This window comes from Methylosinus sp. LW3, from assembly GCF_000527115.1.
GTDB lineage: Bacteria > Pseudomonadota > Alphaproteobacteria > Rhizobiales > Beijerinckiaceae > Methylosinus.
The window spans coordinates 39,757-59,877 of record NZ_AZUO01000004.1 but is presented as its reverse complement, the minus strand read 5'-3'; the positions used below and the strand labels follow the sequence as shown (position 1 = coordinate 59,877).

Genomic DNA, 20,121 nt, shown 5'->3' with positions numbered 1-20,121 from the left:
CGATTTTGGCGGCGCTTTTCGAATTTCGATCGCTGCGCAACAGCAAGCGAGGCGAGGCGTGACCGGGCAAGAGATTGCTTTCGAGAATTACGTTGCGCGGCTGAGCATGGACCAGCGCGAATTGTCTACGACAGCGCTTATCGCGCGAGCCGCGTCGCAGGCCGCGAGTGGATCGCCCAGGCAGGCTCGGCCGGCCCATTCAGGAGCGACGACATGACCGACCCCGTCGCCGGCGCGAAGCAGGCGCTGGCCGAATATTACGCCGCCGCCGCCGCCGATTACGATGCGCTTCACATCGATCCGAGAGACGAGCACGCCAAGGCTCTCGGTTGGCTCGCCGCGATGATCGGCCAATATGCTTTCACGAGTGTGCTGGATGTCGGCTCGGGAACGGGCCGCGCGCTGTTCTATCTGAAAGATCGGCCCGGTCTCGAATTGAAGGGCGTCGAGCCGTCTCAGGCGCTTCGCGAAATCGCCTATGCAAAGGGACTGGCGGAGACCCAGCTCGTCGCGGGCGATGCGTTGGCGTTGGAGTTCGTTGATAATTCCATCGACGTCGTTTGCGCTTTCGGGATACTCCATCATATCGAAGATCATCGGCGCGCGGTCGCCGAAATGTGCAGGGTGGCGCGTAGAGCCGTATTTATCTCCGACGCAAATAATTTCGGGCAGGGCAGTTTCAAAAGTCGGGCGATGAAACAGATTTTGAATGCGCTCGGCCTCTGGAGGATTTGTGACTATATTCGTACCGGCTTCCGGGGGTATCATTTCAGCGAAGGAGATGGGGTGTATTACTCCTATTCCATCCATGACGATGTTCTGAGCTTACGCTCGAAATTTCCTGACGTCTATTATATGAGCACGAGGCCGAGCGGGCCCGACCTCTACCGGGCGGCGCAAACACTGGCGGTGTTCGCGACCCGCGAAGACAAACACGGATAGAGCATCGTCTGTCGGCCATGATCAAACGGCTGCAACGGAGCGCCAAAGGGTTTCAAATGAGCCGACTGCAATATCTTCTGCGAAGCGCGTTACGCTTTGCTGATCCGGCGGGATGGATCTGTCCCAACTGCGGTTCTGCGGCCGCGCAAGAAATAGACAGGAAGTTCTTAGTGACGCGGCTCATGCGCTGCGACGAGTGTCGTCTCCAGTTTCGCGGCCCGACGGACACGGAAGAGTTCAACAAGATATTTTACAATTTCCATTACCAGGAAGGGACTGCCATGATTTGTCCCTCCGACACGGAAATCGCAGCGTTGACCGCCGCGAACTTCGCCGGCTCGGAGCGGGATTTTTCCCGCTATGTCGGACTTTTGAAGCGACACGGCGTCGCGGAAGGCGACAAGGTTTTCGACTTCGGCTGTTCCTGGGGCTACGGCAGCTATCAATTCGCCCGCGCTGGATATGACGTCGAGTCCTATGAAATCGCCGAGGATCGCCGCAATTACGGCATCGCGAAGCTAGGCGTTCGCCACGTCGACGACCCCTTTGCGATCGACGAAGAGCATCCGCTGTACAACAGCTTCGACTGTTTTTTTTCGGCCCATGTCCTCGAACATGTTCCGGCGCCGTCGAAGGTCTTCGATCTGGCATGGAAATGCCTGCGGCTGGGCGGTGTATTCATTGCTGTGGCGCCGAACGGCTCCGCACGCCATCGAGAGCGATTTCCGCAGTCGTGGCGCACGATGTGGGGCGGCGTCCACCCGAATTTTCTCGACGATGTGTTTTATGACGCCCAATTTTCCAGATCGCGGCGCCGCTATGAATCTCCGAGCGGCGGCGATCCATGGGAAAATTATGAACTAGGCTTTATCGCCTTCAAAGGCCCAGATCAGGACCGATTTTGATTGCGGGACAGGTTGACCACAATGCAGTCCGCGCAGTCGCGTGGAGGCGGAATCATGGAACAGTAAGCGAGCACATTCAATGAGCGAACCAGCAACGGCGCGTCCGACAGTATCAGCGCATTACGATGCAGCCTATTTCGAGTGGCAGAAGGATGGAGGGCAATTTGGCGGATGGGCCAATATCGACAAATTTCGCAAATCGATCGAGCCTGCATCGAGGGTGCTGGATTTGGGTTGCGGCGGGGGATTCCTGCTCGCCAATCTCGAATGCGCCGAGCGATTCGCCATCGAACCCAACGCCACGGCGCGCGAGACCGCAGTGAGCAATGGCGTGCGGGCTTTCGCCAACGCGGCAGAAGCGCTCGCGGCGATCGGGCAGGAGAGCATCGACGTCGTCATTTCCGACAATGCGTTGGAGCATGCGCTCGAGCCCTGGCAGGAGTTGCGGGCCTTGAAACCGCTGTTGAAACCCGGTGGCAAGCTGCACATCGTGGTTCCCTGCGAAAACATCAGCTGGGTCTATAAGACGAAGGACATCAATCAGCATGTCTATTCCTGGAGCCCGCAGAGCATTGGCAATCTGCTCAAGGCGGCTGGCTATGAGGTCGAATATTCCCGGCCCTATATCCACAAATGGCCGCCCAGGATGAGCAGGCAGCTCGCACGACTCGGACGCCCCGTGTTTAATTTCTGTTGCCGGGTCTGGGGGCAACTCGATCGCCGCTGGTTTCAGATCGAGGCGATGGCCACGAAGCCCATGAGCGATCATGACTGAACGGCGAGTCATGATGATCCAGCAGGGCGCGCGACGAAACTTCGTCTATGCGCGACATTTGGAAGCCGCGAATTTGCTGCATAGTCTCGTGACCGACGCCGCCTGGCCGGAGGGCGATGCTGGCTCATTGGCGCAATTCGCCGCTCGGTTCGCGCCGCGGCTTCGCGGGGCCATCGCGCGCCGGACGGTTCGCGGTGTGCCTAGCGCACGCTTGCACGCTAGCGTGCTGCCCAACCTCGTCTCGACGTCGATGTCCTTTCTGCATGCGGAACGCGCCTACCCGCTGATCGACGAGGCGCTCGCTTGGCCCAATCGCCTGCGCGGCCTCGAGGGCGCTGACATTGTCGTCAATTATCACGGCAATGGCGGCTCGTTCCTGGCGTTTGCCAAGCGCCGCGGCGCGCGGATTGTCTCCGATTTTGTCGTCACGCCCAAATATCTCGAGATCGAACACGAGGAACGCTCGCGATGGCCGGGTTGGGAAAGCGACAGCACTTCCCCGTCAGTAATCGAATTCTACCGCAAACGAATGAGCCGCCTCGTCGCCATATCCGATCTCTACCTTTGCCCCTCGCGGGCCGTGGCGCGCGATCTCGGAGATTTGCCCGGCTTCGATCCGGCGCGGGTGAGGCTCGTTCCCTACGGCGCCAGCGGCGTCCTGCTGCGCGAGGCCCGGCCGGAGCCGGGGCGAGTGTTGTTCGCCGGCGCGGCGGGCCTGCGCAAGGGCATTCCGTATCTCGCCGAGGCGGCGCGCATCTTGAACCAGCGGGGAATGAACATCGCACTCATTGTCGCCGGTCGGGTGTCGCCGATTGTCCGAGCGCGGCCGGAGACACAAGACCTCGTCTTCCTCGGCGCGCTCGACCGCGAACGGATGGCGGAGGAGTTCGCGCGCACGGATGTATTCTGTCTGCCCTCGCTCGCCGAAGGGTCCGCGACATCGATTTATGAGGCCCTGGCCAACGGCCTTCCGGTGGTCACGACAGAATCGAGTGGTTCGGTCGTTCAGGACGGCGTCGAAGGCCTGATCGTTCCCGAACGCGACGGAACAGCCATAGCCGATGGAATCGCGCGCATCGTAACCGATCGGCGATTGCGGGCCGCCATGTCGGCGGCGGCGCTGGCGACCGCGCAACGATACAGCGACGAGGCCTGCGGCCGCGCTTTTGTCGCAGTCATCCGAAAGCTGGCAGGTTTGAGCGACGTCCGCCTCGCTGAGCCGAAGGCATGACTCCTGATCTCAATCAGGGTCGAACCGGGATTGCTCACTCTCTTTCCGATCTTAGAGCAATTTCCGATCTGATTGGATCGAAAACGGGCCTGCTGAATTTGGCGTTGCTGGCGATCGCCAATTTCGTCTCGGTGCAGTCATTCAAGCTCGGCGCAATTTCTCTGCCGTGCATGCTGTTGATGACCAGCTTCGTTTACTTCTACCTCATGCCAGGACTGTCCTCCGCCGACGGCCAAGTGACGCCGCGGTATGCGGGCGGGTATTCCCTCGCAAATCCCACAAGGCGCCAATAGCGAGATTCCTCGGTGGTTACGCCGCTCTTCGTCGGCGGAGGTGAGCAGGTGGTGACTGCATTTTGTCATCGACCAAACGCCGCACGTCGAGCGCCCCTTGATTTTCGCCTGCAAGACCCACACTCCAACCGGCTCTCCCAAGGTTTCTGGAATGAAAGTTCTCGTAGATTGCACGCCGCTCGCCTGGGGGGGAGGGGTTCAAGGAGCTATCGCCCTCCTCGTCAATTTGCGACAACAGTCCGATATCGATTGGCAGGCGGTTGTGCCCATCCCACTCCAGTCTTTCCTTCCGCCGGAAGTCGCTTTCGATGCTCGTGTGTTCTTCGTGCAGAAAAGACACAATTTTGACCGCGTGTGGCTTCGCTATAAGCTGCCCCATATCGAAGCCGCATTTGCGCCGGATATCGTATTCACGGTTAGCGGGCCGGCATACTTTCGCGCGCGCGCCTACCATGTCGTCGGCTTTGCGCTTCCCACTCTCATTTATAAACCCGACGGCCCGCTCACATCGCCGACGCTCCTCGGGAAGCTCACCGATTGGTTACGGTGTATCGCGCTTCGCCAAGCCGATCATTTTGCAGTCCAAACGCAAGTGGTTGCCGACAGGTTGGCACGCCGCCTCCAAATTGATCCAGACCGAATTTCCGTGATCGGAAACTGCGTCAATCCGCTTCTCGCGCAGCACAGTCCCGGAGAGGATCCGCCCATTGGATGTTTCGGAATCTTGATTCCAACGGCATATTATCTCCACAAGAATCTTGAGATTACGCCCCCAGTCGCGGCGGCGATGCGACGGCTCGATCCTGAGTTGGACTTTGAGTTCCGATTCACGCTGGAGCCGTCGAGTCCCCACTGGCGCGCGATTGCCGCCGAGGCGAAGCGGCTTGGGATCGCGGATCGCCTCGTTGCCGTGGGCACGTTGCGGCTCAACGAGCTGGCGCTCGCCTATCGAGCCGCTTCCGCAGTATTCCTGCCGACATTGCGCGAGGCCTCGACCGCCGTCTATCCTGAAAGCTTTTTCTTCGAGCGACCATTGGTGACGTCCGATATGGATTTTGCGCGCGAGCTGTGCGGAGACGCGGCGATCTTCGTGCCACCACAGGATGTCGACCAAATCGCTGCCCGCTTGATCGAGCTCGCTCGCTCTGCGGAACTGCGCTCGCGCCTCATCACGGCCGGACGACGACAATTGCCGCGCGCGTACCCAAGTTCCAGTGAAAAGTTCAAACTTCAGGTGGAACTGCTCCACAGAGTGATCGCCACGCGCAATATCGACGCACGCAGACAGCGATGATCTCGCGAACGAGATCCCGGCCTTTGTGAAAAGAACGTCAAAGGTCGACATCATACTCACCCCGCTCCTCGCATCGAGCGGCCGTGCCCATCGCCCGTCGTTTGCACCAGAGTTGTAACTTGACCGGCAGTGATCGCCGCTGACAGAGGACACGATGAGAAATTCTGAAGGCCTTGTTTTTTCTAGCCAGCAACCGGCGGAAGCCGCCCCCTGCCAAGAGGCTGTGGCGGGGCATTTTGAACGATTGGCGGAAAGTTACGCGACCAACTTTGACCCCCACACACACACTGGTGCCGCGGTTCAATTTCAACTGCGACGCCAACTCACTGTCGAATTGTTGTCTGGAGAGAAACCGCGTGCGCTCCTCGACATTGCGGCGGGCTCAGGCGAGATTACCCATGCAGTTGCCTCATTCCTCGCATTCGACGAGTTGCTCGTGAATGACATCAGCCCGGGAATGCTGCAGTTGGCTCAGCGAGGTTTCAAGCAGCGGCCACCGGCCGGCAGTATTACATGGACTAATGAAGACGGATTCGAACTGCTGACGAAGGCGGGCGCTGACCGATTTGACGTGATCCTTTGCCTTGGTTTGATTGCGCACACTGGTCGCCTCCCAGAACTCCTGGCGCGCGCCTTCACCAGCCTCCGGCGTGGTGGCGTGCTCATCTTGCAGTCCACTCTGACAGACCATCCAGGCGCCTGGATCAGCACCCTCTACGCGCGGTCGCCGTTGCGACGCGTGATCTACAAGGTCGAAGCTTTCTCCAAGGACGAGATACTTGCCGCTGGATCCGCGGCCGGGTTCGAGTTGGCTGAGATGCGTCGTTACGGAATCTGCCTGCCGTTCGGCGACCGCATTCTGCATCAGATCAATTATCTCCTCGAGGCGGCCTACGCCGGTAAGTTGAGCAAGCGTGGCGGAGAAGCTTTGTTCAAGTTGAGGAAGCCGATTTGAGCCCGGCTTAGACGTTCTGCGGACGGATGCATGCATCCGGCTCGGCTGCGGCGTGAGCGCGATGAAGTCGGCGCTTCATTTGCGCGAACCAGCCCATTCACGATGATGCGGCGTCGTAACAGCCCGTTGACGAAGTCGCGCCTGGCTGATTCGGTTTCCAAGTGAGATTCGGCTGAGGTTGGCTTGATGGCGATGCGGCGTGAGACGGGGACGCAGGGGGGATCTGGTTGTCGGCTGGGCCGAGCTACCGCGCTCTCCGGGGCACGCATTTTACGACGAGCTGACCTGCCCCTGAAAAACTCCACCAGCATCGATTAGAGTCCGGCCGATTGCAGGACGGACACGATGAAGAAGAAACGGTTCACGGAAGAGCAGATCATCGGGATTTTGCGGGAGCAGGAAGCCGGCGCGAAGGCGGCGGACCTCGCGCGCAAATACGCGGTTTCGGAGACGACGCTCTACAATTGGAAGAGCCAAATTCGGCGGGATGGACGTTTCCGAGGCCAAGCGGCTGAAGGCGCTGGAGGAGGAAAACGCGCGTCTGAAGAAGCTCTTGGCCGATCAGATGCTCGATGCGGCGGCGCTTCGCGAGCTCCTGGCAAAAAAATGGTAGGGCCCGCCGTCAAGCGCGAAGCCGTCGCGCACCTTCAGGCCGTCATGGGCCTGTCGGAACGTCGGGCCTGCCGGATCGACGCGATCGATCGCAAGACGGCGCGCTACACGTCGACGCGCCCGGCCGACGCCGAGCTTCGCGCCGAGCTGCGCGATCTCGCCAATGCGCGTCGGCGCTTCGGCTACCGGCGGCTGTTCGTCTTGCTTCGTCAGCGGGGCGAGCGCTCGGGTAAGAACCGCATCTATCGGCTCTACCGCGAGGAAGGGCTGACGGTGAGGAAGCGCCGCGCGCGCCGCCGCGCCGTGGGAACACGGGCGCGATTATCGTCGAGGCGAAGCCGAATGCCCGATGGTCTCTCGACTTCGTGCGTGACGCGAGAATGCCTGGCGGCGATCCTGGACACGTCGATCTCCGGAAAGCGGGTTGCGCGCGAGCTGTCGGCGCTGATCGAAAGGCGCGGCAAGCCTGGCATGATCGTTTCCGACAATGGGACGGAGTTCACCTCGAACGCCGTCCTGTCCTGGTCGGAGGCGAACAAAATCGAATGGCATTTCATCATGCCGGGGAAGCCGATGCAGAACGGCTTCTGCGAGAGCTTCAACGGCTGCATGCGGGACGAGCTGCTCAACGAGACGCTGTTCTTCGGCCTCGACCATGCGAGAGAGAAAGTTCGCTCTTGGGTTCACGATTATAACCACCGGGGCCCGCACTCTTCCCTCGGCTATGCGACGCCAGCGGACTATGCAGCCGCGCTCACCGCAACAGGCGATCGGCTGCGCAATCCGGACCAGCTCCGCTGATCGCCTGTTGCTCACCCCACGCCTGCGGGCGTATCAACCGCCGGGACTCAAATCGCCGCTGGATGAAACTTCGGGGGCACGTCAGTGGGACGACGAAGCGGCGCGCGACGCCGTCTACGCCAATCGCGCGCGGCTGAAATCCAGCGTCGGCCGCGCCGCTATGCGGCAAGCGCCGCGAACTGGTCGAACGCAGCTTCGCCCATGTGCTCGATCGCGGCGGTATGCGCTGCACATGGCTGCAAGGGCGCGAAAATATCGCCAAACGCAACCTGATCCAGGTCGCAGGCTTCAATCTCGGCGTCCTGATGCGCGCCCTCGTCGGTTGCGGGACGCCAAGAGAACGCGCCGAGGCGGCCAGAAACGTCTTTTTGTTCGTTATTCGGACGGATAGCGCCACGGGCATCGTCATCATCGTTGACATCGGCAGCGCGCCGGCCATGCTCGCCGTCATCGCCGCTCCGGAACTCGATTAATCAAGCCGCGACTTCGTCACCGCGCTGGTAACTTGAGGCAACTCTCGTCCCGTGCTCATAAAGCAAGCTGCATCCCGGCATAGACCACACACACCTAATCCCTGGACCAACAGCGAAATGTGCGCTTTCTAGCAAGCATCAGCGCGAAGGTTGTGGCCGCCGCCCATCGCGGCCAGGACAATCAGGACAGCTTCGTCGATGAGACGATCGCGCTCAGACATACTCAGCTCGCCATCATCGACATGTCGCCGGCAGGCAAGCAGCCCACGCGGTCCCCGGACGGCCGTAAGATCATCGTTTACAACGACGAGAGCTACAATTTCCGAGAGCTACGGCGCGACCACGAGAAGCGGCGCGAACCGGAGCGTGCTCTCGTCGGACTGCGGGTCGGCAAAATGACTGAGGTGGGCGAGGCTTGGCTTGGTGTCGAGCCGGGAGACAATGGCGATGCTTGAGCACCGCGGAATGGTCAACGGACGCACGAAACCGTTGCGCGTCGCTGTGTTCAACGCCAGCGAACGCTACCACGGCTATGCGACCGGGGTCGGGAAGCACGCTGTCAACATGGTCGGGGAACTTGCCAGAAGGAAAGACGTCGACCTGACATTCTGGGTGCCAAAGGACTACTGGGCCCTAGACCAATCGGCACCTTCGATGGCACCACTCGCCCATGTCCAGAGTTGCCGTTTGCCGATATCACGACGCGCTTATGCCGCTGCAACCCTGAGCTTGAACTGGCCCTCTCTCGACTTGTACTCCGGCGAGGTGGATTGGATCTACAGCCCGCGGGAGGTCCTCGTCAGCGCGCGCCATGCGAACACGGCGGTAACGATACACGATGTCTATCATTTCGAGCCCGGCCGCAAAAAGCGCTTCGATCCACGAACACTCATGCGGTTTGCAATGTGGTCACGGATCGTATCGCGGGCCTCGGTCGTCCTGACAGTGTCGGAATTTTCGAAAAGCCGCATTTGTGAAGTGTTCGGAGCCGATCGGGCACGCGTCCAGGTTCTCGGCAACGGCATCGAGCAGCACTTCTTCGATATATCGCGTATGGATCCCGACGTGGCGTCGCCCTTGAGCGGAGTGAAATACTTCATTGCAGTGGGCGGCATCTCCCGGAAAAAAGGCGGCCACAACTTATTGCGCTTTGCCGAGCAGCTCGCAATCCAGGCGTCGGAGATCCGGCTCGTGGTGATCGGTCCAGTAGAGCAGGAATTTAGAAGTGACGCCTCTGCGGCGCGGAATGTGATGCTCATCGACGGCGGCATCGACGACCTGTCGATGGGCCGCTGGATCCGTGGAGCCATTGCCCTTGTCTCCCTCTCGAATTACGAGGGGTTTGGCATCCCAGGACTTGAGGCCATGGCAGCGGGCGTTCCCGTCGTGGCGAATAGGGGGGGAGGCGCGTTGCCCGAAATCATTGGTGAAGCGGGCTTGATGATCGATGCCGATTCCGCGACTGACCTCGCCGAGGCCGTGGAACTCCGGCGTGACGCCAATCTGCGCGACACGCTTATCAAGCGGGGGCATGCGCGCGCCGCCGAATATCGTTGGGATCGGTTCTGCGACCGGCTCGCCACTCTCCTCAGCGCTTACGCCGCACGCCCGTATAGCTGACGGGCTGATATGGGCCAAGCACATCAGCGAGCGCCCGCTACGGCCGAAGACCGAGTGATGCAATTTGGTGGAACCATGTGCTTGATATCTGGAATGCCACGCTCGCTGCTTAGCCCAGCCGGTAGTGGCGCCGCTTCTCGCGCTTCATGAAACGTTGGTGCCAGAACTTCCTTCAGCCTCGAAAACAAGGACGACTCATGACGGACGACTATGCGGGATATTCCGTATGGAAGCAGTGGAATCCTTCGCAGTTCATGGTCTGCGGCCCCTATGAGAGGCGCTATTATAAGGGTGAGTTCCGAGGGCTAGACTTGTCTGGCCGGAGAATACTCGAATTGGGATTCGGCAATGGCGGCTTCCTCCGTTATGCAACGGACCAGGGAGCCAGAATATCCGGCACGGAACTGCTCGCCGAGGCGCGAGCAAGCGCAGCGGAACGCGGCGTGCGCGTCTATGCGCTCGATTTGTCCGACGCCTTGACGGAGGACACAGGCAATTTTGACATCGTTGTCGCATTCGACGTCATGGAGCACTTGACGCGCGAGCAGCTTCTCGTCTTGTTCGAGTCCTTGGCGAAGCTGCTGAAATCCGGCGGACATGTATTAGCGCGCTTCCCCAATGCCCAAAGCCCACTTGGTTGCGTGACCCAAAACGGCGATTGGACACATCGCTCCGCGCTCTCCGGGCAAGTGCTGATGCAGCTTCTGGTCGGCAAGCCTTGGACAATGGTACGCGCCGAAAACCCCTTCACGGTGGTCGATGCTGACAGCGCGCTGAAGCGAATCGGAATGCGCTTGCGCTACGCCACGCGCCGGGGTGTCGAATGGACCCTAGCCAAGCTCTACGGAATCGCCATCGCGCTCGACCCCAATGTCACCGTTCTACTCAGACGTGACTGAATACCAGAACTCTCCCGGCTCCCGTGAACCGATAGATGGTTTTTTCGGTGGGAGCGTTCTCGAAAGCGCGTTTTTCCGGTGAATCCGCGTTCATACGTCGGCACCGACGTTGACCAGGGCCTTCGCCGGCTTATGGAGGAAGACGGAGATGTTCAAATTTGCCTATCGCATGCAGCAAACGGAGATGTTCAAATTTCTCCGTCTCGTCCGGGATTGGCTACTTGCGCCAATTTATAAGAAACAAGATACGCTGCATGACTATCTTGTGAGAACACAATGGACTCAATCAGTGAGCGCAACGAAAAACCCACTTAGTCGCTTCGGGGCTAAGTATTTCTCTCAAACAGACGAGGATGGAATCACACTCGAAATTGTTAAACGTCTTGGTATTGCGAATGGAACATTTGTTGAGCTTGGTGTAGGCGATGGACTAGAAAATAACACTCTAATTCTTCTAGCGATGGGTTGGCGCGGGTTCTGGATCGGCGGCGAAGATTTGTGCTTCAATCATAAGTTGAACCCACAACGATTCGCTTTCTTAAAGGCTTTTGTAACGCTGGAAAATGTCATACCACTCATGCGGCAGGGCTTCGAAAAGTTGGCGATTATTACTGCAGACGTTATAAGTATCGATTTAGATGGCAACGATTACTATTTTGTAAATGATATACTAGAGAGTGGCGTATCTCCTAAGCTTTTTATAGTTGAATATAATGCAAAATTCCCTCCGCCAATTAAATGGACTATTGATTACGATGCAAATCATTTATGGGACCATAGCGACTATTCAGGCGCATCTTTACAACTGCTATCAGATCTGTTATCGTGTTTCTCTTATACATTATTATGTTGCAATGCGGCGACGGGGGCTAACGCATTTTTTGTTCGGGATGAATATCTATCGTATTTCCCAGAGGCTCCAAAAAATATTGACGATATTTTCGTCCCGGCCAACTATCAGCTTTTTAAACAGGGTCACCGCCCGTCGCCAAAAACCATTGAGCGAATGCTCAGTATGGGCGGGTCTTCGTGCGGCGGCGCGGCCCCCGTGATTGCTGAAAAGCAAGTTCGTCAATACGTGGACTGAATGCACCCGAGACAGTTTCTCGCCCCTCCTTGTTCGGAATTATCGAGCTTTCAACTAGGCTTTGCGTATTAGAACAAACATAGAACTCGTCGATTTGGCGACGAGCAGCGCCACGCCTACCTCATGGTTCGCCCGATGGCTTCGAATGCGTCTGTCGCTGCGACTCGGGATCGAAAAACGCTCTCAGCTATAGGTGAAAGTAGTGACCAACGGAGGCTTGACCAGCGATGCTTTCTAAGACAACTTGGCACACAATAATTTTAAGTCGCCTGGTCGGTATTATTGATTACCCTCTATATCGGGCGCAAACTCCTAACGTTATTGTTTTATCACGCCTGTTTGGCGTAAAATCGATTGATTTACGAATCCCCTCATCCTTATCGGCGGACAACCCAAGTATAATTCCTACTGCGTCAGGATGGATGGCAATTGTAAGGGCACATAATTGGATAACAAGTTGTTGCGGTCGGTTTATCGGATTTCATGGATCGGATTTGCACAATGAAAACTGGCTGTTAACTCTTAATAACGATTTAAAAGTCATCGAGCGGCTAAAACTTTGTGATTTATCCGATTATACAACAACAACGGATGAGCATCCCGCGCGAAATGGCATTGAGGATGCTCGGTTAAGCGAAATAGACGGAGATGTCTATTTAACAGGAAGTGCTTATAATACAGTAACTGGGCGCTGCACAATGACAAGGGCGCGCGTCGTCGGAGATCGACTGGCGGATGTGACATTCCTCAGGTCCCCGTTCCAATGTGCGCAAGAAAAAAATTGGATGCCCGTAGATATTGATGGCGTTATGAATGCGATCTATCGCGTCAGCCCATTCTGTCTATTGCGATTGGAAGGCGAGGCTAAGGTCGTCATCGAAAGCACAGGTAAGCCACATTTGCGGGTGTATAATGGATCGTCACAACTTGTGCCATTCGGCGAAGGCTGGCTGTGCCTGCTTCATCGTCGCATTAATGTGACACGAAGAAGCTTTCGCTCAAGGAAAAATAGTGTATCTGGGATATTCTATGTACACCGCTTTATTCATTTTGATAGATCGTGGGAGATCGTCTCGGAATCCGGAGATTTCTTTTTTGAAAAAAGGGGTCTTGAATTCTGCGCCGGGCTCGCTCGGAAGGGTGATCGCTTCGTTGTTTCGTATGGCCTGAATGCTAGCGCGGCGAAGTTGATGGAACTCTGCAAGTTTCAAATTGAAAGCTTACTCTCTGATCCTGCTCAATAAGAGTTCGTCCATGAACGAAAACTGAACTCATGCCGCCGCGACCACACACGCAGAAAGTGATGATCTTGCAGCCGAGATCCCGGCCTTTGCAAAGATCGTCGACACGCGAAGTCGTGCTCATCCCGGCAATATCGCTCCTCGTATCGAGCAACCATGTAAGTCTCGCGCCGTTTGCGCCAGAGCGGCTTACCGTAACATTATCCAGCCGAACGGGATGCTGAGTGTCGGCCGACGGATCATGCTAGGTCCCACGGATTGATTATCGTCGCCCCGGTGTCGTTGAAGTCGGCGATATTCCGGGTAACGACGATGAGATCGTGAACGATCGCCGTCGCAGCAATCAACCCGTCTACATCGCCCCGCGGACGAATTGCCGCGATCCGGCCCCATTCGACGGCGATCTGGTCGGTGATCGGCAGGATGCGATCTGCATGGTCGCTTCGCAGCTTGCGTAGCCATTCGGCGAGATGTCCGGCGGCTTTGGGGTCCAACTTCTGCTTCAGCGCAATCCCCCGCATGATCTCACCAAGCGTCAGGACACTCAGATATACGCCGAGCGGATCGACGGAGCGTAGCCACGAGATCGCCTGTGGCGCGCCGCGCCGGGCCTCGGAAACGACATTTGTGTCGACCAGATACATCAGAAAGCAGGACTACGGCTCGGCGTCTTTGCGCGTTGCATGACTGCCTCGGCGAACTCGCCGTCCCAGCTCGGGCCAGTGAACAGGTCGTCGACAAACGACGGCCTGCCGGGGCGCAACGCATCATAGTCGCGCGCCGACAGCACGACGACCGCGCGTTCACCGCGCAAAGTGACGGTCTGCGGGCCTTCCTCGCGCGCCTTCTGCACTACCTTGGAGAACTGGTTCTTAGCGTCCTGCAGCGACCATTCCACGAGCTCGCTCCTAGCTAGGCTGTCTAGCCATATAGCCGGAAGTTCTGAAATGTCAACACTCTCTCGGAGCCCGGATCGACGTTGGTCACAATATCTGATCGGGAGACTATATGGGCCATGATCGAAGGCGGAGGCGGAGGACGAATAGAGAAACAGTCAATTTCGAGGGCAGCAATTTCGAATGAGAGGTGATCCAATGCGTCTGGCGGCTCTTCTTCGTCATCGAAGGCTCCTGATTCGCAGCGAGAATCCTCGCCGCTGTCAGGCAGAAAATCCAATCAAGCCACTGTCCGAATTTCCGAGGTCGCCTCTGATCGCGTTCATTACAGCTGATCTATGTCCTCGCAGCGTGAGCAGTCACATTCTCACATGCGCGACACACCCAAAAAATTTGCGCCCCAACGGAAGCTGATCAGGGACCAAGTCATGGTCGGGATTTACCAAGATCGCTTGACAGAAACTCTTCGAGGTTCGATGAAACGCATTATTGAGGTATTGAAAGCGGTGCGTTCCAGAGATACACGCGGCTTTCGCATGCTTAGATACACGCTGATGTCGATTTTCACCCGGGGAACTGGAACCCTAGCAAATTTTTTCATCCTACCGTTCATGGTAAGTTATCTCGGACCCGATCGTTACGGTGTTTGGGCCACTCTCAGTTCTCTAATGATTTGGTTCTCTCTTGCCGACGGCGGGGTTACCGCCGGTGCTACGGCGCTAATCGCTCACGCCCACGGCGCAGATGACAGAATCGGAGTCCGAAAACTTCTTTCCACGACATACGCCGCCGCTTCTAGCGCAAGTTGTATTATTGCACTTATTGCACTTTATGCAAGTCCGCATATCGATTTTGGCTGGGCGTTGAATATATCAAGCCCACAACTTCAAATGGAAGCGCGCGATGTTGCAAATGTAATTCTATATCTAGGGGCAATGTCATTTCCAACAGCAGTTGCAATTCAGGCTCGCACGGCGCTTCAACAAGGCGACGTCGCAAAACAGTGGGAATTTATATCTACTATATTAACAATATGCGCGCAGGTTATCTCTATATATACGCAGTCAAGTATGGTAATAGTTGTATTTGCAACACTAGGGATTCGTCCTATCATAAATAGTGTTGCCTCACTATATTTTTTCAATAATGATGGGATTGATATCCGTCCGCATTGGAAATTTGTCGAATGGCGTGTGTGCCAACGCCTATACGTTTCAGGATCGATTTATCTAACATTTATATCGCTACAGGCCCTCGCAGTTCAATCTGATCAAATACTTGTAGCGCATCTGCTAAACATTGAATCCGTAACAGACTACTATATAGTTCAGAAAATACTAACTGCTCCTTCATTGGTGACAGATATGTATTTGCTTGCCCAAATGCCAGCTTATGGCGAGGCTTTCGCGAGAGGAGATTTTCGTTGGGTGCGCCGCCATTTTATAATCTCAAATATTATTATAATAACGTTTAACGCGTTTGTGTCATGCGTCATCGTTGCTGTGTTGGATAAAATTCTTGCCGCCTGGATGGGAGAAGCAATCGATCCGTCGCCTTTGCTGGTCACCAGCATGGCGGTTTACGGGGCCGTCTCAGCGGTCGCGCATGGGTTCACTGGTTTTTTCTACATGGCGACGATCCACCGCATGGTGCTGTTCGGCCAGCTTGGGATGGTGGTCATCAATCTGCCTCTAGCGATTATTCTCATTCCGAAGATTGGCAGCGCTGGCGCGGTCATAGCGACCAGTATTGGATATTCAATCGCCGTCATTGCGCCCGGCATTTGGAGGATCATCAGCCTTTTCCGCGATTTTTCAGAGGTGCAAACACGCTTGGTCGGGCAGGGCTCAAACAAGAGCCCCGCTTTGACGGAGTGATCGGCGATACTCGGCTTCAGCCGAGCAGGTGGAACAACGCGATGATCGATTTCAAGGGTGGCCTCTGACAGTCGCAGCTAGGGCCGCAGGGAGGCGATCTTCCGTTCTCGCCTCTTGCCTTCCTCGACTGGACGTCGGGGGCGACCCCGCTGGGAGACTCTGGCGCAAACGACGAAAGACGGGAGCTATCGACGAAAGTGGGTGATGTCGCGGCGAGAGGCAGACGGCATATTAGCCCGTTGACGAAGTGAGGCTCACCTGATTCTGTTCGTTGAAGAGAGACGAATGCGGCTATCGTGACGGCGATGCAGCGAGAGACGGGGGCGCAGGGCGATTTGATCGTGACATGGATCGATCTGCCGCGTTCTCTGGGGCACGCATTTTACGACAAGCTTCAAAAAGGTGCTGCTCGACGCCGATTTCGATGCCTTCGTCGTGGACGCATGCAAGCCCTATTACGCAGCGCGGATAGGCGCGCCGTCGTTGCCACCGGGCCGGTATTTCCGTATGCGCATGGTCGGCTATTTCGAAAGGCGCGACAGCGAACGGGGCATCGTGTGGCGCTGCGCCAATTCCTTTTCGCTGCGCGATTTCCTGCGGCTTTCGACACGGGACAAAATTCCCGATCACTTCTGACTGTCGAAGACGCACTCGCGTCTCCAGCACGAAGTCCACGAGAAGGTTTTCGGCGTTGTCTTGAAGCTTGTCGCCGAGCAGGGTCTTGTCAAGAGTAAGCGCATCGGCGTCGCCGACTCAAACGCGGCGTTGCGCAGCATCGTGCGGCGCGACAATGGCGAGACCTATCGTGCGATGCTCGAGTGCATGGCGAAGGAAAGCGGCGTCGAGACGCCGATTATCGACGTCCTCGTTCGACTCGACCCGCAAGAGCAAAGGAGAGAAGCTGTCGAACGAGGACTGGACGAACAAGACGGACGCTGCGGCGAAGATCGCCAGGATGAAGGACGGGACGACGCATCTCGCCTACAAGCCGGAACACGCGGTCGATCTCGAAACGGGCGTCATCGTCGCTGCGCCGATCTAAGAAGCCGACGAGGGCGATACGACGACGCTCGGCGAAACGCTGAAGACGGCGAAGAACAATCTTTCGGCTGTCGGCCTCGTGTCGACGTAGGACGATCCTGCGAAATCATCGCGGACTTGGCTATCATTCGCGCGAGGTTTTGAAAGCTCTCGACGACGGCGAGTGGAAGAGCCGAATCGCCGAGTCTTCGCCGGCGAAGGGCTATTTGCGCCGGTGGTAACGCGCCCCTGAAAAACTCCACCAGCATCGATTAGAGTCCGGCCGATTGCAGGACGGACACGATGAAGAAGAAACGGTTCACGGAAGAGCAGATCATCGGGATTTTGCGGGAGCAGGAAGCCGGCGCGAAGGCGGCGGACCTCGCGCGCAAATACGCGGTTTCGGAGACGACGCTCTACAATTGGAAGAGCCAAATTCGGCGGGATGGACGTTTCCGAGGCCAAGCGGCTGAAGGCGCTGGAGGAGGAAAACGCGCGTCTGAAGAAGCTCTTGGCCGATCAGATGCTCGATGCGGCGGCGCTTCGCGAGCTCCTGGCAAAAAAATGGTAGGGCCCGCCGTCAAGCGCGAAGCCGTCGCGCACCTTCAGGCCGTCATGGGCCTGTCGGAACGTCGGGCCTGCCGGATCGACGCGATCGATCGCAAGACGGCGCGCTACACGTCGACGCGCCCGGCCGACGCCGAGCTTCGCGCCGAGCTGCGCGATCTCGCCAATGCGCGTCGGCGCTTCGGCTACCGGCGGCTGTTCGTCTTGCTTCGTCAGCGGGGCGAGCGCTCGGGTAAGAACCGCATCTATCGGCTCTACCGCGAGGAAGGGCTGACGGTGAGGAAGCGCCGCGCGCGCCGCCGCGCCGTGGGAACACGGGCGCGATTATCGTCGAGGCGAAGCCGAATGCCCGATGGTCTCTCGACTTCGTGCGTGACGCGAGAATGCCTGGCGGCGATCCTGGACACGTCGATCTCCGGAAAGCGGGTTGCGCGCGAGCTGTCGGCGCTGATCGAAAGGCGCGGCAAGCCTGGCATGATCGTTTCCGACAATGGGACGGAGTTCACCTCGAACGCCGTCCTGTCCTGGTCGGAGGCGAACAAAATCGAATGGCATTTCATCATGCCGGGGAAGCCGATGCAGAACGGCTTCTGCGAGAGCTTCAACGGCTGCATGCGGGACGAGCTGCTCAACGAGACGCTGTTCTTCGGCCTCGACCATGCGAGAGAGAAAGTTCGCTCTTGGGTTCACGATTATAACCACCGGGGCCCGCACTCTTCCCTCGGCTATGCGACGCCAGCGGACTATGCAGCCGCGCTCACCGCAACAGGCGATCGGCTGCGCAATCCGGACCAGCTCCGCTGATCGCCTGTTGCTCACCCCACGCCTGCGGGCGTATCAACCGCCGGGACTCAAATCGCCGCTGGATGAAACTTCGGGGGCACGTCAGTGGGACGACGAAGCGGCGCGCGACGCCGTCTACGCCAATCGCGCGCGGCTGAAATCCAGCGTCGGCCGCGCCGCTATGCGGCAAGCGCCGCGAACTGGTCGAACGCAGCTTCGCCCATGTGCTCGATCGCGGCGGTATGCGCTGCACATGGCTGCAAGGGCGCGAAAATATCGCCAAACGCAACCTGATCCAGGTCGCAGGCTTCAACCTCGGCGTGCTGATGCGCGCCCTGACTGGCTGCGGATCGTCGAAGGAACTCATCGACCTCGCCAAAAAGGCCAAGCTGTTCGTCTTCAAACGGACGTCGTGATCGCCATTGTCGTCATCGCCGAATTCAACGGCGTACTGGCCATGCTCGCTGTCACCGGGCTGATAAGGGGTTAGTGTGCAACAGACGCTCCCAGAAGGAGCGTTACGCTGTCGCCTTCCATCAGAAAGACGAAATTGGCGCGCCCCGATTGAAACGGATCCGAACCGCTTCGATCACCATCGCCGGAGTTGCGCTCCTGCACAGGATCCCGAAAGGCAAGTTCAGACTCGGAAGTCTCGGCATCAACGAGAGCTGCGCCCTCGCTATCTGGAATGCCGGCTCGGTGGATAACCCAGCCGATACTGGCGCCGTTTCTCGCGCTTCATGAAATATTTGCACGAGAATATGGTAGAGATGGAAGACGCGCGATGCAAATGAAACATCCGACAAAGTCGCGTATAAGAGAGATGATCTCGTACTATCTGTCGAAAGTTCGCAGCGTGTCAAATCTTACCCAGAGCGCCGAACACGGAGCGCATTTGAGCGATCGCGACGAAAGCGAACTTATGAATGCGGTGAGCTTCCACGACGATCTCGCTGATGCCTGGGACGACAAATATCTTTCGGGAGGCTTCCAGCGACGCGTGGACTTCTTTCGACGAAAGATCGCGCCGGCGATTGCGCGGCCGGGCCGTTGGCTGGATGCTGGCTGCGGCAGCGGCTTTTTCTCGCGCCTCTTGGCTGATCGAGAGAGGCATTTTACAGGTCTCGACGCATCGACGCCAATGATAAACTCCGCCCGGCACCTCGCTAAGCGATACGGCCTTTCCGATTTGACGCAATTCGAAACGGTGGCGGACCTCGATCGACTCTCCTATGCAGATGGATATTTCGCGGGTTGCATATGCCTTAGCGTGATCGAATATCTCGATCGGCCATATCAGTGCCTGGATGAATTGGCGCGGGTCATCGAACCAGGTGGCTTTTTAATCGTTTCCGTGCCGCATGCGAATTCTCCGCTTCGATTCGCGCAACGCCTCGCGGATCGACGATTCCGATGGAGTGGCTCTGGAGCATGGAGCTATCTGTCCGTTTCGAAATTCGAGACCACCCCATCCGCACTCGACCAGGCCTTCTTTGAACGCGGCTTCAATGTCACAGAAATGTTCGAATTCGATCCTTTGATTCCGGCGCCACTGCTGCGTGTTTTCCCGCCGAGCCTCATATTCGCCATAGCAGTCAAGAATGGCGTGGCCATCTCAGAGCAAACCGTCGAGGGCGCCGGTCAGATGGAAACTCGGAGGGGGGGGGCCGTTCCCCGAAGGTAGCCGCCTGCGTGAAACGGTTCTGGTGCAAACGGCGTGACCGGGACATAATCGTTCCGAGGGCGGAACCGGACGCCGGGGTTATGGGCGGTGCTGAGCGTGGGGAGTGTCGCGGCAGCGATCGTGTCCCAGAGCGTGGTGTAGCTGGATCGAGGCGGACACTGGGATT

21 protein-coding genes and 2 pseudogenes are annotated in these 20,121 nt (G+C 57.6%); 20 read left to right on the top strand and 3 right to left on the bottom strand.

The genetic code is table 11. The annotated features are described in order from the left end of the window. Positions 1 to 213 precede the first annotated feature (213 nt). Genes METLW3_RS0123195 through METLW3_RS0123185 form a run of 3 tightly spaced genes read left to right on the top strand, consistent with a single transcriptional unit; the run spans position 214 to position 2,622 of the window. Positions 214 to 942 carry a class I SAM-dependent methyltransferase gene (locus METLW3_RS0123195; RefSeq protein WP_024882119.1) on the top strand — a complete coding sequence of 243 codons (729 nt, stop codon included), beginning with the start codon at positions 214 to 216 and terminating at the stop codon, positions 940 to 942. 17 nt (positions 943 to 959) lie between these two features. Continuing rightward, a complete protein-coding gene (locus METLW3_RS0123190) occupies positions 960 to 1,847 on the top strand; it encodes a methyltransferase domain-containing protein (RefSeq protein WP_083967418.1) in 888 nt (295 codons plus the stop codon). A 40-nt stretch (positions 1,848 to 1,887) separates the two neighbouring features. Then, positions 1,888 to 2,622 (top strand): class I SAM-dependent methyltransferase, encoded by a 735-nt coding sequence (locus METLW3_RS0123185; protein ID WP_134188299.1) that lies wholly within the window; start codon positions 1,888 to 1,890, stop codon positions 2,620 to 2,622. Positions 2,623 to 2,746: 124 nt separating this feature from the next. On the opposite strand, the gene METLW3_RS29380 is transcribed toward METLW3_RS0123185, so the two are convergent. Further along, positions 2,747 to 3,076, bottom strand: coding sequence for a hypothetical protein (locus tag METLW3_RS29380; RefSeq protein WP_348625830.1), 330 nt, complete (start codon positions 3,074 to 3,076; stop codon positions 2,747 to 2,749). Positions 3,077 to 3,202: 126 nt separating this feature from the next. Between METLW3_RS29380 and METLW3_RS29375 the strand changes: the two genes are divergently transcribed. From METLW3_RS29375 to METLW3_RS28590, 11 genes and pseudogenes are all read left to right on the top strand, one after another. After that, positions 3,203 to 3,853 (top strand): glycosyltransferase family 4 protein, encoded by a 651-nt coding sequence (locus tag METLW3_RS29375; RefSeq protein WP_348625829.1) that lies wholly within the window; start codon positions 3,203 to 3,205, stop codon positions 3,851 to 3,853. Beyond that, the gene (locus METLW3_RS0123175) at positions 3,850 to 4,146 is read left to right on the top strand and encodes a hypothetical protein (protein WP_134188300.1); all 297 of its coding nucleotides are present in this window, start codon (positions 3,850 to 3,852) and stop codon (positions 4,144 to 4,146) included. Before METLW3_RS29375 ends, METLW3_RS0123175 begins: the two co-directional genes overlap by 4 nt. Before the next feature lie 97 nt (positions 4,147 to 4,243). Beyond that, a complete protein-coding gene (locus METLW3_RS0123170; protein ID WP_036290048.1) occupies positions 4,244 to 5,440 on the top strand; it encodes a glycosyltransferase in 1,197 nt (398 codons plus the stop codon). 154 nt (positions 5,441 to 5,594) lie between these two features. Further along, positions 5,595 to 6,395: a class I SAM-dependent methyltransferase gene (locus METLW3_RS0123165; protein WP_064033698.1), complete on the top strand. Its 801-nt coding sequence runs from the start codon at positions 5,595 to 5,597 to the stop codon at positions 6,393 to 6,395. Positions 6,396 to 6,740: 345 nt separating this feature from the next. Next, positions 6,741 to 7,874: pseudogene (locus METLW3_RS26415) on the top strand (IS3 family transposase). Between the two features lie 137 nt (positions 7,875 to 8,011). Further along, positions 8,012 to 8,281, top strand: a complete 270-nt coding sequence (locus METLW3_RS0123150; protein ID WP_134188308.1) for a hypothetical protein — start codon at positions 8,012 to 8,014, stop codon at positions 8,279 to 8,281. A gap of 152 nt (positions 8,282 to 8,433) precedes the next feature. Continuing rightward, a complete protein-coding gene (locus METLW3_RS0123145; protein WP_024882111.1) occupies positions 8,434 to 8,736 on the top strand; it encodes a hypothetical protein in 303 nt (100 codons plus the stop codon). Then, positions 8,723 to 9,901: a glycosyltransferase family 1 protein gene (locus METLW3_RS0123140; protein WP_024882110.1), complete on the top strand. Its 1,179-nt coding sequence runs from the start codon at positions 8,723 to 8,725 to the stop codon at positions 9,899 to 9,901. The genes METLW3_RS0123145 and METLW3_RS0123140 overlap by 14 nt, the downstream gene beginning before the upstream one ends. Positions 9,902 to 10,098: 197 nt before the next feature. Further along, positions 10,099 to 10,800 carry a methyltransferase domain-containing protein gene (locus tag METLW3_RS0123135; protein ID WP_198022882.1) on the top strand — a complete coding sequence of 234 codons (702 nt, stop codon included), beginning with the start codon at positions 10,099 to 10,101 and terminating at the stop codon, positions 10,798 to 10,800. A 148-nt stretch (positions 10,801 to 10,948) separates the two neighbouring features. Next, a complete protein-coding gene (locus tag METLW3_RS27890; RefSeq protein WP_157516673.1) occupies positions 10,949 to 11,887 on the top strand; it encodes a hypothetical protein in 939 nt (312 codons plus the stop codon). Positions 11,888 to 12,114: 227 nt separating this feature from the next. Beyond that, a complete protein-coding gene (locus METLW3_RS28590; RefSeq protein ID WP_157516672.1) occupies positions 12,115 to 13,131 on the top strand; it encodes a hypothetical protein in 1,017 nt (338 codons plus the stop codon). Positions 13,132 to 13,367: 236 nt separating this feature from the next. Here the strand turns inward: METLW3_RS28590 and METLW3_RS0123130 are convergent, their stop codons facing one another. Both METLW3_RS0123130 and METLW3_RS0123125 read right to left on the bottom strand, forming a co-directional pair. Then, positions 13,368 to 13,772 carry a type II toxin-antitoxin system VapC family toxin gene (locus tag METLW3_RS0123130; protein WP_024882108.1) on the bottom strand — a complete coding sequence of 135 codons (405 nt, stop codon included), beginning with the start codon at positions 13,770 to 13,772 and terminating at the stop codon, positions 13,368 to 13,370. Further along, a complete protein-coding gene (locus tag METLW3_RS0123125; RefSeq protein ID WP_024882107.1) occupies positions 13,772 to 14,026 on the bottom strand; it encodes a type II toxin-antitoxin system Phd/YefM family antitoxin in 255 nt (84 codons plus the stop codon). Before METLW3_RS0123125 ends, METLW3_RS0123130 begins: the two co-directional genes overlap by 1 nt. Before the next feature lie 426 nt (positions 14,027 to 14,452). Between METLW3_RS0123125 and METLW3_RS28585 the strand changes: the two genes are divergently transcribed. From METLW3_RS28585 to METLW3_RS27185, 6 genes and pseudogenes are all read left to right on the top strand, one after another. After that, on the top strand, positions 14,453 to 15,901 hold the full coding sequence (locus METLW3_RS28585; RefSeq protein ID WP_157096025.1) for a hypothetical protein: 1,449 nt from the start codon (positions 14,453 to 14,455) through the stop codon (positions 15,899 to 15,901). A 402-nt stretch (positions 15,902 to 16,303) separates the two neighbouring features. Next, positions 16,304 to 16,537, top strand: a complete 234-nt coding sequence (locus METLW3_RS27190; RefSeq protein WP_024882105.1) for a transposase — start codon at positions 16,304 to 16,306, stop codon at positions 16,535 to 16,537. Positions 16,538 to 16,597: 60 nt separating this feature from the next. Beyond that, complete coding sequence (locus METLW3_RS28580) at positions 16,598 to 17,086, top strand: hypothetical protein (RefSeq protein WP_134188303.1); 489 nt, start codon at positions 16,598 to 16,600, stop codon at positions 17,084 to 17,086. A 138-nt stretch (positions 17,087 to 17,224) separates the two neighbouring features. Continuing rightward, a pseudogene (locus METLW3_RS26400) lies at positions 17,225 to 18,358 on the top strand (IS3 family transposase). 137 nt (positions 18,359 to 18,495) lie between these two features. After that, positions 18,496 to 18,687 carry a hypothetical protein gene (locus tag METLW3_RS28575; RefSeq protein ID WP_157516671.1) on the top strand — a complete coding sequence of 64 codons (192 nt, stop codon included), beginning with the start codon at positions 18,496 to 18,498 and terminating at the stop codon, positions 18,685 to 18,687. A gap of 368 nt (positions 18,688 to 19,055) precedes the next feature. Further along, complete coding sequence (locus METLW3_RS27185; protein WP_198022881.1) at positions 19,056 to 19,955, top strand: class I SAM-dependent methyltransferase; 900 nt, start codon at positions 19,056 to 19,058, stop codon at positions 19,953 to 19,955. The last annotated feature ends 166 nt before the right edge of the window (positions 19,956 to 20,121 follow it).